At 41.2% G+C, this 15,278-nt stretch carries 4 protein-coding genes; all 4 read left to right on the top strand.

All coding sequences use genetic code 11. From position 1 onward, the window contains the following. Window positions 1-244: 244 nt before the first annotated feature. Window positions 245-4,213 carry a T9SS sorting signal type C domain-containing protein gene (locus G509_RS0101190; RefSeq protein ID WP_026989857.1) on the top strand — a complete coding sequence of 1,323 codons (3,969 nt, stop codon included), beginning with the start codon at window positions 245-247 and terminating at the stop codon, window positions 4,211-4,213. Window positions 4,214-4,391: 178 nt separating this feature from the next. Continuing rightward, complete coding sequence (locus G509_RS0101185; RefSeq protein WP_026989856.1) at window positions 4,392-7,664, top strand: T9SS sorting signal type C domain-containing protein; 3,273 nt, start codon at window positions 4,392-4,394, stop codon at window positions 7,662-7,664. Between the two features lie 243 nt (window positions 7,665-7,907). Beyond that, window positions 7,908-10,025, top strand: coding sequence for a T9SS sorting signal type C domain-containing protein (locus G509_RS0101180; protein WP_026989855.1), 2,118 nt, complete (start codon window positions 7,908-7,910; stop codon window positions 10,023-10,025). Between the two features lie 354 nt (window positions 10,026-10,379). Continuing rightward, the gene (locus G509_RS0101175) at window positions 10,380-14,135 is read left to right on the top strand and encodes a T9SS sorting signal type C domain-containing protein (RefSeq protein ID WP_026989854.1); all 3,756 of its coding nucleotides are present in this window, start codon (window positions 10,380-10,382) and stop codon (window positions 14,133-14,135) included. The last annotated feature ends 1,143 nt before the right edge of the window (window positions 14,136-15,278 follow it).

The raw sequence follows: 15,278 nt of genomic DNA, 5'->3' as shown, positions 1-15,278 counted from the left end.
AATTAAAGCAGCAAAAAATATCATTCTTTCAAACTATATTATGAGTTTTAGATAATATTTTTAGTAATAATGCAAAACGTAATTATATTTTGTTATTTGCTTGATTTACAATAGTTATAAATATAAATTTGTTTTGCCCTAAATACCATTGTTACCCATTATCTATTATTTAAATATCTAAAGATTAGATAGTGAGCAATTGTATTTTCTCAAAAATATTTTTTAAAAGTTAATTTAACTGCTTATGAACATTCAAAAAATTACTCCTTTCAGGAAACAATTGCTTTTGTGGTTGTTTTTCATTCAGGCAGCCGCGTTTGCACAAACGGGGACTACCATTCAATCTTTTACTCCTAACTCGCGGGTTACTTACCGTACAGTTATTACAGTAACTACTACAAATGCTGCATTTCCGGGCAACGCCACAGGAGCAGCATATCCTGCACCATTCGGAGCTGATAAAGTCAGGTTTTACAAAGGTGCAGCGTATACTAACTCTTTAAAAGCTGTTGCATTATCTGCAAACAAACTGCAAATTACTGTTCCTGCTATTACAGGTACCAATACAGGCGAAAGTGTTGTTTACTTTAGAATTATTGCTACAACAAATATAAACTCTAATGTAATTTCTTCTAATTTTACGTTTGTATCGCCAAATGCAACTGTTGCAGCAAATTCAAAGGTTACACGTATGATTAGTACCTGGAACGGTTACTGGTCCAGTACGGCTACCAGCTCTAATACTAACGATAGGCCAGACCAGCACCACAGTCTTACCGGTTTTCAATACGGTGGCGTGTTGTATAGTACAGGTAGCGAAAGCGCTGTTACAAACTCTCTTACTGTTGGTGGCTTAACTGCCGGAGATGGTGTTGCTGCTAATACTTACTTACCTGCAAACTTTAGGGCACTGCCTGTAAGTACACTTGAAGGTACTATAAGTGCTAACGATCAGCTTATCGTTTTAGGATCTAAAGTAGACAATAACCCAAATGGTGGTACAGTTACTGCCCCGGATGTTGCCGGACTTAAGGTTAGAGATGTACTTATAGACGGTATTCGTGGCCTTGACCTTGGTACAGGTGTAACTAACCTTCCTGCCGAATCTGTAATGACATTCCAGGCTACATCTATTGTAGGTGATGGTATTGATGATAATGTACCAGATATTATGGTTACACAGGTAGCTGCTCCGGGTAGTACAGATATTTACTCTTTTATAGATGCTACAGGTAACGTAGTAGGTACACCTATACAGGTTACTTTCGACCAGATTCCTGCAATTGGTACTTATAAAACAGATTTTTTTACATTACCAATGGGTAGTGCAATTAACAGTGCAGTTGTACAAGCTTATACTACATCTTTCTCTCCAAGCTATAGGGATTATAGAATTGTAGCTTACAAACTAAGCGAATTTGGTATTAATGCAACAAACAAAGACCTTGCAGCTAAATTTAAAGTGATGCCAAGTGGTAGCAGCGACCCTGCTTTCTTAGCGTATAACAGAGCAAGCTTCCAGGTACCTGCACCAGAAATTACTGGTGAGCCAACTTCTCAGGTAGCATGTCTTGGTAGCTCTACAACTTTTGCTGTATCGGTTAACGCTGTTGGTACAGAAAACACCTTCCAGTGGAAAAGAAATGGTATTGACCTTGTTAACGGTACTTTTAACGGTGTAACAATTTCTGGCGCAACCAGTACATCTTTAACTATAAGTCCTATTACAAGTGCTTATGTTGGTACATATACATGTGTAGTAACTAATACTTCTAACGGTAGCGTAGCTATAACCAGCCCGGCTTACCTTAACACGGCTATAACATCTGTATCGCCGTACACCACTGCATGTATTAACACTACAGATAAATTTATAAGTGTAGGTGCCCAGGGTGCCGACCTTAAATATCAATGGTATACAACTACCAATATTACAACTGAAACCGGAGACACTAACGGTAATGGTATTTCTGGCGAAATTATCCCTACTCCAAACGCTACACATACTCTTATACCAGGTGCAACAAGTGCTTCTTACTATCCAAGTACAGCGGCTTTAGGCCAAAAATACTACTTTGTAAAAGTTTGGAATAATGGTTCTGCAATCATTGATGGCGAACCATGTACATCTGTAACAAGTTCTATTGTTTACTTTACGGTAGGTGCCGGTGCTAATGCAGGTAACCCTGTAGCGGCTCCTGCCCCGGCATGTATAGGCTCTACATCTGTATTATCTTTATCAGGACAACAAGGCAATATACAATGGCAACAATCTACAAGTGGCGAAGACAACACGTTTGTTAACGTTACAGGTGGTACAGGCGCAACAAGTGCTAATTATACTACTGCTGCCCTTACACAAACAACTTACTACAGGGCGGTAATAACTTCGGCTAACGGGTCTTGTACAGAATATTCTAATGTTGTAACTATTTCTGTTATTTCTGCTAACTCATGGGTTGGTAGTGCAAGCAATAACCTTTGGAATACTCCATCTAACTGGTCTTGTGGTATTGTACCAACAATAGAAAGTGATGTTACAATTCCAACAGGAAGGCCAAGCTACCCGCACATTGCTGCCGGTGTAACAGGTCTTGCTAAAACACTTACTGTAGATGCTGCCACAAGCGGATTTACACCTGCTGTAACAGTAGAAGCTAACGGTACTCTTGAAGTAGCTACAAATTTAACTGTTGCCGCTACAGCAAGTGTAGTGGTTAATAACAACGCATCTTTAGTACAACACGATGGTGCAGTTAACACAGGTGCTGTTACGGTTAAAAGAAACAGTAACCCATTGTTCAGGTTAGATTACACCATGTGGTCGTCTCCTGTAGACAACCAAGTAATTGGTACTTTCTCTCCATTTACAAGCACATCTCGTTTTTATACTTTTGATGGCCCAACTAATAGCTATATACAGGTTCCAAACCTAACTGCCTCTTTCCAGACAGCTACAGGTTACCTTATACGTATGCCTAACTCTATAACAGGTGGCCCAACAGGACCATACTATTTAGGTACAGCTACACATATATTTGAAGGTAAGTTTACAGGTAAGCCTCACACAGGTACATACACTAAAGCACTAAATGCAATTGGTACTGCATATACGGCTACAGGTAACCCTTACCCATCTCCAATAAGCGTTAAAAAATTCTTTAATGATAATGGTATTGTTTTAGGTAACTCAGGTTCTACAGGTGCACTTGCAGCTGGATCTGGCCTTTACTTATGGAGAAAGAAAAACGACCATACAGTATCTACTTATGCTACATTAACCCTTGCAGGTTTAACAGCTAACTCTGCTACTCCGGAAAATCCTAACGATCCTACTAACGCCGAATATTCCAACACTGGCGGCCAGGCTTGGTTAGACACTTACACAGGAGATAACGCTGCATGGACCATTGCTCCTGCACAAGGTTTTATTGTAAAAGCAAATACCAGCTTTGCTACACCACAGTTACAGTTTAATAATGCAATGAGGGTTGCTGCAGCTCCAAGCGGAACCAATCCTTTCTTTAAAGGTGCAACTGCAAATAACGATTCTCGCCTTTGGTTAAACTTATCTTCAGAAGGCGGATTTAGCCAATTGCTACTTGCCTATATAGATGGTGCTACAACAGGTATTGATGCTGGTTATGATGGTTTTAAACTTAACGAAACTGCTAATGGCGCATCTATTTACACTACTGTAGAAGATAACGACCTTGTTATTGAAGCAAGACCTGCTTTTGATCCTACAGACGAAGTTACTGTTAACTATACAGCTTCAGCTGCCGGTCAGTACACATTTAAATTAGACCATACTGATGGTGTTTTTGAAAACGACCAGAATGTATTCTTAGTAGATAACTTTACAGGTGCAACAACTAATATCTCTGAAGCTCCATACAGCTTTACATCAGAGGCTGGTGTTTTTGCTAACAGGTTTAAAATAATCTACATGCAGCCACTAAGTACAGAAAATCCTGCACTTACAGCTAACAGTGTAGTAGTTTACCAACAAGGTGGTGTTATAAACATTGCTTCTGGAAATATCGAAATGACAGATGTTACTATTTATGATATACGTGGCCGTAAACTGTTAACTAAAACAGATATCAATGCTACCGAAACATCTATAGCTAACCTTGCTGCTCAGCAACAAGTTCTAATTGTAGAAATAAACACACTTAGCGGTAAAGTTACCAAGAAGATCGTGTTCTAATACATAAGATTTTTTATAAGAAAAACCCCGCAGTTTAATTACTGCGGGGTTTTCTCATTTCTTAAAGAAGTGCGTTTGACCGATATATCGTTCATTTTGACCGACATATAGAAATGTTAGCCACCCCTACCTGTTAAAGCCGCGTTAATTTTGCCTCATAACTTATTGAAAATGAATTATGAAGGCAAAACAACTCTTTAGAGCAATTTTTACAATTGCATTTTTTTGTTATTGTGGCTTTGGCGCATTTGCACAAACACAATATGCTAACTCAGTTAGCAGTCAGGCTTATGTAGCCAGCCCTACGCTGGCTCACGATCAAAACCTTGCCACTGCGGCACGTATTACCACTACCAACGTGGCTGTTACTCTTGAAGGCCATATAGAACTGCAGTTTTCTTCGGTGGTGCCGGCAAACACCCCGGCTTATGTTAAAATAAACATGCAGGAAACAGATCAGCTAAAAGCACTTCTTGGTGGTGCCCTTGGCGATTTGCTGGACGATGTTCTTGGCATTGTACTTGGCGACCAGTACCTTCAGGTAATTGTTTCCAATAATGGCGCCACCCCTGCAGTACTAACCAGCACAAGCTTTACATCTAACACTATGAGGATTGTACAAGACGGCACAGGCGATTACTATATAAGAATTGTACCTACAGGTAACTATAACCGTATTAGGATTAACAATAAGCTTGGAGGAATTATAGCTTCAAGATGGTTAGACGTTTACGAGGCTTTTTACACTACCGGAGCAAATTCTTGCGGTATTGGTAACTATACAAGCTACGAAGGTGTTGGTGTTGTAAGCCTTTTAGGTGCCAATGTTACTAATGCAAACCGTGCTATAGATGCCAATACTACTAACTACTCTACTATTAACCTTGGTACACTTGCCGTTGGTGTGGGCTTGCAACAATCTATATATTTTGCAGGTACAGCTGCCACTACAGATAGTTACAACATTAAATTTCAAATGGCAAACACCCTTGTAGATCTTGGTGTTCTGGGTAGCGTTCATATTATTGGTTACGATGGCAGCGGTACAATAGTGTACAACAAAGCCTTAAACGATGCCGCATTTGTATCTTTAGGCATTGCTACAGGTCTTGCAAATGGCCAACCTGTATCTATTAACATACAACCGGGCGTGGCTATACAAAGATTAGCGCTTAGGTATACCAGTATTGCAGGTGTGGGGCTAACCGCTCAGGAACTACATTTATACGGCATAACCCGCGGTAGCTTTGGCGTTAGCCTTGCCGGTGCAGGCTCGTATCAAACAGGTGCTACAATACCATTAGTAGCTACGGTTACAGGTTGTACCGGTCCATATACATATTCATGGACAGGAACAGGGGCTACATCATCAACAACTAATACGGCTTCGCCGGTTCTTACTACTCCGGGCACATACAACTATACTGTTACAGTTACAGATAAATTTGGTATTCAGCAAACAGCGACGGCATCTGTAGTAATAGAGCAGCCACCAGTTGGCGGTACTGTAGCCGGTACTCAAACAGTATGCAGTGGCTTATTGGCATCAGATCTTACATTATCGGGCTACACAGGTAACATTATTAAATGGCAAAGGGCTACTAATGCAGCCTTTACAGATGCAACAGATATTGCCAATACAACTGCTACTTTAACCGGTGCCGAGTTGGGCCCGTTAGATACCACTACTTATGTAAGGGCGGTTGTTGGCAGATTTACCTATGCTAATGTAAATTCTACTAACTACGCAACACTTACTGTAAAAGGTACAACCTGGAATGGTACTGCATGGAGCAATGGCGCACCAGATCTTTCTACAACGGCATTCTTTACCGGTGCCTATAATGTGGATGCCGACCTTAATGCGTGCAGAATTATAGTTTCTAACAACGCGGTGGTAAACATCCCGTCAGAAAATCTGGTAACGGTACAACACAATATTAATGTCCAGACTGGTAGCATTACTTTCCAAAACAATGCACATCTTATACAACAAACAGGCGAGGCCAACATTGGAAACGTTACTGTTAAGAAAAAAGCATCAGAATTATACAGGCTGGATTACACTTTATGGTCTTCTCCGGTAAACGGACAAAAACTGGGGCAATTCTCTCCCTTTACAAGCACTGGCCGTTTTTATGAGTATGGTTACTTTAACGGCAGCAACATATACATGGAAAAATACAACCCTGTGGCCGACCTTACTGCTCCGTTTACTGTAGGTAAAGGCTACCTAATACGTATGCCAAACAGTATTACCGGTGGTCCAACGGGTCCTTATTATGCAGGTACTCAAACTTACGTGTTCGAAGGTAAATTTACAGGCGTACCAAACAACGGTACTATTACTTATCCGCTAAGCATAAACGGAGAACGATACACTGCAACGGGTAACCCTTATGCATCGCCAATAAACGTTCAGGCATTTTTTGATGCTAACGAAGATGTGATGGCAGAAGAATCGGCAATTTATTTCTGGAGAAAGAAAAACGACCATAATGCTACCACCTATACAACACTTACCCGCGATGCTTACGTGTATAACAATGCAAGTGGTGGGGTAGCTGGAGACGATATTTATGGCGGTAAAATATGGGATGATTTTTTTAATAATGATGTAGACCCTGCAGATTGGGTTATTAATGTAGGCCAGGGCTTTATTATACAGGCCGCACAAATTGCAAACCCTGTGGTTACTTTTACCAACAGTATGAGAAGAGGTGCTATTTACAACAACCAGTTCTTTAAAGGCAATATGGCGGGCCAAACGCAGGAAACAAGGTCAAGGTTCTGGATAAACATAGCAGGTAGCGCAAACAACTCTTTTAGCCAGGCAGCACTTGTTTACAGCAGCAACGCAACCTTAGGTTTAGATAAAGGCCGAGATGGCAAAATGTTTAGTAACGAGAGCCCGTTAGCATTTTATTCTATACAAGATGCTAATAACTTAACCATACAGGCAAGGCCACAGTTTACAGATAGCGATGTTGTTGCAATGGGCTACCGTGCCGATGTTGCAGGGCAATATTCTATTAGCATTAGCAGAAAAGATGGCGTATTTGCAGATCAGGCTGTTTACATTAAAGATAACCAACTTGGCATAACTAAAAACATTAGTACAGAGGCATACACGTTTACAACAGAAGCCGGTACTATAAACAACAGGTTCGAAATTGTGTACAAACAGCAAGGTGCTCTTAGCACAAACAATCCTGAGTTATTAAATAACAGCGTAGTGGTTTACCAACAAAACAATGTTATAAACATTACTGCTGCCAACACACAAATTACAGATGTTACTGTTTATGATATGCGTGGAAGAAGGTTATACGGCAAAACCGGTATAAACGCCACACAAACCACTATAGATAACCTTAACGTACAAAAAGAGGTTATAATTGTAGAGGTAAATACGGTTAATGGTAAAGTAACCAAAAAGATTATTTTCTAAGTTAACACGTTTAAGTAACAGTGGGAAAGGTGCATGTTTAATTACATGCACTTTTTTTATTTATACACTTTACCTTACTAAATAGTATTAAAGCTAAATTTTACAATTCATAATAAATTAACTTTTAGCTGCTTATATCGTTAAAATAACGAGCTAAAATTGCCAATTAACAGCGTTTAACTAAGTCTAAACATAATATTAGTTTTTAGTGTTTTTATTTTGCAATACTAAAAAATCACTATTATGTCAACAAAAATCACCTTACTAAAAAGCGCCCTATTGTTAGCAGCAGGCCTTACTCAGCTGGCTGTTTTTGGATTTAGCAAAACCACTAAATCTGTTGCTACATTAACCTCAACAACTATTGAGTGCCCCACCGGAAATGTATCAGACAATACAATTATCTGTCCGGGAGAAACCGCAACCGTTAGCATTACCGGCTATGAAGGCACACTGCAATGGCAGGAATCGGCCGATGGCGAAAGCAACTGGATTAATGTTACCGGCCCTAATGCAACCTCAGCAGCATACACAACACCTGAATTAAACTTTTCGGCCTATTACAGGGCAGTAATTACAAACGAAACCTGTGGAGAGCTATTTTCAGACGTTGTTGCCGTAACCGTAAATACTGTGTTTACCTGGGTAGGTGCTTTTAGCAGCGACTGGAATACACCAAACAACTGGTCTTGCGGTATGGTACCCACCCAGGAAAACCCTGTAATAATTCCAGGCTATGCATTTCATCAGCCTATAATTACCGATGCCACAGCCCGCGCCAGGACATTGATAGTAGATAGTGATGCCGAATTGGTTGTTGCCACAGGCGCTACCCTAAAAGTAATTAACAACCTAAGCGTTTATGATAACGGTAGTGTTATTGTAGAAAATAATGGTGCCTTATTACAAGAGGGAGCGTACAACAATTCTGGTTTTGTAACCATAAAAAAACACAGCAACCCATTATACAGGTTAGATTATACCATGTGGTCATCTCCCGTACAGGGTCAGGCTATAGGCGCATTCTCTCCGTTTACATCAGCAAGCCGATTTTATACCTACAACGGTGCCGAAGATGAATTTGCAACGGTACAGGACCTTACAGCAAGTTTTGAAACCGCAAAGGCCTACCTTATACGCATGCCCAACTCAATAACCGGTGGCCCAACAGGTCCTTATTATGCCGGTACCGAAACGCTAACGTATCAGGGTGCATTTACGGGCACACCTAATAACGGCACCATAACCGTAGACTTAAACAGTGCCGGCAACAGGTATACTGCAGTGGGTAACCCCTACCCTTCGCCTATAAGCTTACAAGAATTTTTTAACCAAAATCAAACGGTATTAGATTCGCTTTCTGGAATGCATTTTTGGAGAAAGAAAAACGATGCCACCGTTTCTACCTATTGTACGCTAACCCTTGCAGGCCTTGTTGCTAATGCTGCAACATCTGATGATACAGGAGAGGCTACGCCAGATTACCAATTTGGCGGGCAGGATCAGGCCGTTTATTATAATACAGACGATGATGTTGCCAACTGGATGCTTTCTACCGGGCAGGGTTTTTTTGTAAGAGCTAAAGAAGGTGCAACAGGCCAGCTTACCTTTACCAACAGCATGCGCAAAAGTGCCACACCGGGCGGCAACCAGTCTTTCTTTAAAATAAACCAGAATAACACCATTGCAGCAGCACGCCTTTGGATAAACCTTAGCGGATCTAACAGCTTTAGCCAGACGGCCATTGCATACATAGACGGAGCAACAACGGGTTTAGATTATGGTTATGATGGAGGTCGATTATCAGACAACGAGACTGCACAGTTATATACAACCGTAGGCCAAAACAACCTGGCCATACAGGCAAGGCCAGTATTTAATGCTAACGATGTGGTAGCCCTTGGTTACACTGCTAATAACGCAGGCCAGTATACCCTTGCCTTAGACCATACTGATGGTGTTTTTGCAGCAGCGCAAGACATATATATTAAAGATAATATGCTAAATACCTATCATAACATTAAAGAAGGTGCTTACAGCTTTACTACAGAAGCCGGCACTTTTGCCAACAGGTTCGAAGTGCTTTATCAATTACCGGAAGACAAACTTAGCACCGATAGCCCTCTGGCTACAGCCAACAATGTAATTGTATATCAGCAAAACGGCGCTATAAACATAACAACAGGTAATATTGCTATGACCGATGTTACTATTTATGATATTAGCGGCAGGGCGTTGTATAACCAGAATAACATTAATGCATCTGCCACAGCAATAAGCAACCTTACAGCGCAGCAGCAGGTATTAGTTGTAGAAATTAATACCGCGGGTGGCAAAGTAAGCAAGAAGATTATTTATTAGATAAGTCCCCCCAAATTACTCATTAAAGGGTGCATGTTTAACTACATGCACCCTTTTTGTTTAACGTCAATGCAAAAATTAGCTACTATATTTAAAAAATATTTGCTTTGGAAATATTTTCTTTGTTAAAATTGCTTCTTGAAGATTAATTGATACACTTTATCGATTAAAGAAAATACATGTTAATTAAATTTCAGATGCCTTATCAATTCTTAAATATTTGTTAAGAGCCTTATAACGGCTCGTTAAAATACCCTTAAGGTCATGTTAGCATTAACACACTTTAACTTTTGTTTATTCAAGTTTTAAGTTGGTTAATTATTTCTTTGCTGCACATCTCTAAATTATTTATACATGAGGGTTCGAAAAACTACCTTTGCATTAAGGCAGCTATTCCTATGGCTGTTTTTAATCCAGGCGGGTGCTACGTTTGCACAAACGCCAACATTTACGGGCTACAGCCCAACAACGGTTACACACAGAACAGCTGTGGTTATTACAGGAACAAACTTTACCGGTATTACCGGCGCAAGTAGCGTTAAATTTAATGGAGTTAATGCCACATCTTACACCGTTAATACTGCCGGTACACAAATTACCGCCATTGTACCTGCTATTGCTACAAGCGGGCCATTAACAGTTAGCGTAGTTAAAAACAGTACTACCACAACAGCACCCGCAACGCCTGTATTAAATTACACTGCGCCGGTTGTTATTGCAGACTCTGGCGTTACCCGTGTAATTACTACCTGGAATGGTTACTGGAGTTCTACAGCGGCCAGCACAGCACCGGCTAACCAACCGGACACAGGGCATAGTGTGGTGGCGTTTCAGTACAACGGCGTACTTTACAGCACCGGTAACGAACCTACCATTACCAACACTCTTGCTGCGGGTAATGTTACCGGCTATACCGAGAGTAACTTCAGGTCGCTGCCTATAAGTGCTATCCAGGGTACAGTACCGGCAACTACTACATCTAACCCTAACTTAATTGTTTTGGGCAGTAAGGTAGACGGTAGTACCAATGCCACAGTGCCAACGGCGCCAAGTGTTGCAGGCCTATCAGTACGCGATGTGCTTATTGACGGTTTTAGAGGATTAAATTTAGGTACAGGTGTTACTAATCTGCCTTCAACCTCGGTATTATTATTTGAGGCTACCAATATTCTTACAGCCGGTATTGAAGATCCGGAACCGGATATTTTGGTATCTCAGGTGGCATCGCCAAGTACCAACTCTTTTTCGGTATACTCGTTTGTAGATGATAATGGCAATATTGTGGGTAATCCGGTACAAATTAACTTAAGTGCCGTTAATGCAATTGGCACTTATAAAACCGATTTTTTTGGCCTGCCTGCCGGTGGACAGCTAAACACCGCTACGGTTAACGGTATTGGTAACACTACAGGTAATACAAGAGATATTAGGCTTGTAGCTTATAAGCTGAAAGATTTTGGTATTACCGAGGCTAATAAGGACCTTGCAAAGCAGTTTAAAGTAATGCCAAGCGGCACCAGCGACCCTGCTTTTATGGCCTATAACAGAAACACATTCCAAATACCTGCACCGGTAATTACAGGCCAGCCGGTATCTCAGGCGGTGTGCCCGGGCGGAAGCGCAAGTTTCTCGGTAACCGTATCAGCTACCGGTACAGAAATGACCTATCAGTGGGAAAAAAACGGTGTTGCCCTAACTAACGGTAATGGCGTATCAGGAGCCAACTCGGCTACGCTGACTATTAGCCCTGTTACGGCTACAAGTAACGGTATTTATCGTTGTTTGGTAACTAATCCTGCCGGCGCATCTTTTAGTACCGTAGCTTACTTAAATACGGTAATACTATCGGTTACAGGTGCAGGCACCTGCCAAAACAACAACAACGCACAGTTTGTAGAAGTTGGAGCACAGGGCAATACCCCGGTGTACCAGTGGTACTCTAACACAACCAACAGCAACACGGGTGGTACTATTGTAGATGGAGCAACATCAAGCATTTACTACCCTCCTACAGATGTTGTGGGTACTAAATACTACTATGCCGAAGTATACCCATCGGGTTTTGCGTGTGCATTGGTACGATCTGAGGCCGTACCGTTTGTAACGTCGGGCACATCAAATGCCGGTACACCGTCAGACAACCAGGTTATCTGCGAAGGCAGCACAAGCACTATTACCCTTACAGGTTCTGCCGGCACTATACAATGGCAGCAATCTTTAGATGGTGTAACTAACTTTACCAATGTAACCACAGGTACAGGCGGCACTACAGCAACGTATACAACCCCGGCATTAACTGCAACAAGATACTACAGGGCAGCCGTAACCAACGGTACCTGCGGTGTGGCCTACTCTACAGTGGTAGCCATTACGGTTACTGATAGCTTTACATGGACAGGCGCCCTTAGTACCGACTGGAACACGGCGGGTAACTGGTCGTGCAACATTATACCTACACTAACACATAACGTAACTATACCGGCATTACCGGCAAAACAGCCACAGGTATCGGGCGCTGTTACAGCCCTTGCAAAAAGCGTTACGGTAGATGCAGGCGCAAGCCTAACTGTACTAACAGGTGCCTCTATACACGTTGTTAACGAGGTTAGCATTGCCGCAACAGCAACGGTAACAGTGCAGAATAATGCAGCCTTGGTTCAGGATAACAACACCAACAACTCCGGCCTGGTTACTGTTATTAAAAACAGCAACCCGCTATTTAGGTTAGATTATACTTTATGGTCTTCTCCTGTAAGTGGCCAGCAAATAGGAGCATTCTCGCCATTAACAAGTACATCGCGGTTTTATATTTATAATGGCCTTTTAGACGGTTATGATGTTGTGCCAAACCTAAGTGCAAATTTTGCAGTGGCAACAGGCTACCTTATCCGTATGCCTAACAGCATAACAGGCGGCCCAACCGGCCCGTACTATAATGGCACACAAAGCCTTGTGTTTGCAGGAACATTTAGAGGCACGCCTTTTAATGGCACTATAAATAAAACACTTAACATGCAGGGTGGCCGTTATACCGCGGTGGGTAACCCGTATGCATCGCCAATAAACGTAGAGCAGTTTTTTAATGCTAACTCAACTTCGTTAGATACCGACTCCGGTTTATACTTCTGGAGAAAAAGAAACGACTCAAGCGTATCGAGCTATGCCACATTAACCCTTGCAGGTTTTGTGCCTAATGAGGCCAAGCCAGACGGCACCAACACCCCAACACCGGGTTATAGTTCAGGTGGACAGGATCAGGCGCAGTACTACCCAATAAATAATGTATCGAGCTGGATAATTTCTCAGGGGCAGGGCTTTATAGTTAGAGCTAAAGAAGGCGCTACGGCTCCGCTTACCTTTACCAACAGCATGAGGAGGATATCGCCTACAACCGGCCAGCAGCCTTTCCTTAAGCCAGCTATAGGTGCAGTAGCGCCTTCGCGCCTTTGGTTAAACCTTAGCAACAACACTAATGGATTTAGCCAGGCAGCCATTGCTTACATAGATGGCGCTTCTCTTGGCTTAGATTACGGTTATGACGGCCGCACTATTGCCGATGAAAGTACAGTATCTTTATACACTACCGTTAACCAGAACAACCTTGTAATACAGGCAAGGCCGGCCTTTGATGTTACCGATGTTGTACCATTAGGCTTCCGCGCTACACAGCCGGGCCAGTACACGCTTGCGTTAGATCATGTAGATGGTGTATTTGAAGATGATCAGGATATTTACCTTAAAGATAATATGCTTAATACTACAACCGATCTTAAAGGCGGAGATTACACATTTACAACCGAAGCAGGTACATTTGGCAACAGGTTCGAGGTTATCTACCTAAAGCAAGACGGCCAACTGGGTACAGACGAGCTTACAGCTGTATCTAATAGTATTGTTTTGTATCAGCAAAACGGTGTTATCAACATAACATCGGGTAACATAGAAATGACCGAAGTGACCATTTATGATGTTCGCGGAAGCAAAATTTACACACAAACAGATGTTAATGCTACACAAGTTGCTATTACTAACCTTGTTGCACAACAGCAAGTATTAATTGTAGAAATTGGTACCGTTAACGGCACCGTTACCAAGAAAATTATATATTAAATAATTGCCTTGTTGGCAAAAAGTACAGCGCATGCAGCCCCCACTGCATGCGCTTTCTGTTTATTTATAATATAAATATTGTGTTAGTGTAAAAATTTAACAATTGTGTATCAACATTTTATAAAAATTTAGCATACTTTTGTTATAACAATTTTAGCAAACAGGTTCCTGTTTTTAAAATTTAAAATTATAAATACCTTGCTATTTAACAACAGTGCATGTGAGTCCCTACACATGCACTGTTTTTTTATATCCACCTCTTAAAAGACGAATAAATAATTTTATTGTTTTGAAAATCAATAAATTATGCCTTGAATTCAGTTTTTCTTAACTTATTTTCGCTACATTTGGGTTAAACCAATTAAAACCAAATGATTATGAAAAACAGCAGCCTTTTGGCTGTGGTACTAACGGCTGTTAGCTGCGAGAAAACCAAGACAGAACAACCGGCAGGCGCCTCTGCTGTTTAAAAACTAAAGAAATAGTGCCCTCTTCAGATGGGTTGCAGGTAGCAGAAATAGGAACCTTTACCGGGTTAGATTCTGTAAAAAACGTGAAAATGAGTGGTAACTTTATCAGCATTTTCGAAAAACGCAATGGCAAATACGTATGCTTTCGCGATATGGCGGTGCACGATATGCCAAAACCTAAAAAATAACACATCTTACTTTAATAGCTGTTGCCCCAATATTGCTGCACTGTCAGTAAACGTTGGGGCAATTTGTTTGAAATGTTTTGCCGATGTTTTGCGAGATGCGCATTCAATGCGTCTCTACTGAATTACGTTGTTTATAACGCTCCCCTCTCCTCCTATGTTTGCAGTGCTAATAAATCAAATTAGATTTGTATAAATTAAAGTGAAAAAGAATGAGAGCCGTTTCTCTCAGAAATAACTCATTGAAGTATATTGATCCGAAGATATCGCCTCATTCTTTTATTATCTTTTAGAGTCTGAACAGAATGTAAGGAAACAGGCAAACCTGTTATCCAGAATATCCAGCCAGGAGAAAAGACGAAGGGAGATTCATCACTTTTATAACTATAAATATTAGTAATGGAGGCAGTAAAACAAGTATTAGGCGTAGATGTGGCAAAAGATGAACTGGTTGTTACCTTAGGCCGGATGTTGGCAGATTTTTCGAT

It is taken from the genome of Flavobacterium subsaxonicum WB 4.1-42 = DSM 21790 (genome assembly GCF_000422725.1).
Lineage (GTDB): Bacteria > Bacteroidota > Bacteroidia > Flavobacteriales > Flavobacteriaceae > Flavobacterium > Flavobacterium subsaxonicum.
The sequence above is the reverse complement of the archived record's forward strand: the minus strand, read 5'-3'. Positions and strand labels throughout refer to the sequence as shown.

Coding starts and splice junctions, on each gene's coding strand:
- G509_RS0101190 (WP_026989857.1), top strand. CDS start 245: ATGAACATTCAAAAAATTACTCCTTTCAGGAAACAATTGCTTTTGTGG.
- G509_RS0101185 (WP_026989856.1), top strand. CDS start 4,392: ATGAAGGCAAAACAACTCTTTAGAGCAATTTTTACAATTGCATTTTTT.
- G509_RS0101180 (WP_026989855.1), top strand. CDS start 7,908: ATGTCAACAAAAATCACCTTACTAAAAAGCGCCCTATTGTTAGCAGCA.
- G509_RS0101175 (WP_026989854.1), top strand. CDS start 10,380: ATGAGGGTTCGAAAAACTACCTTTGCATTAAGGCAGCTATTCCTATGG.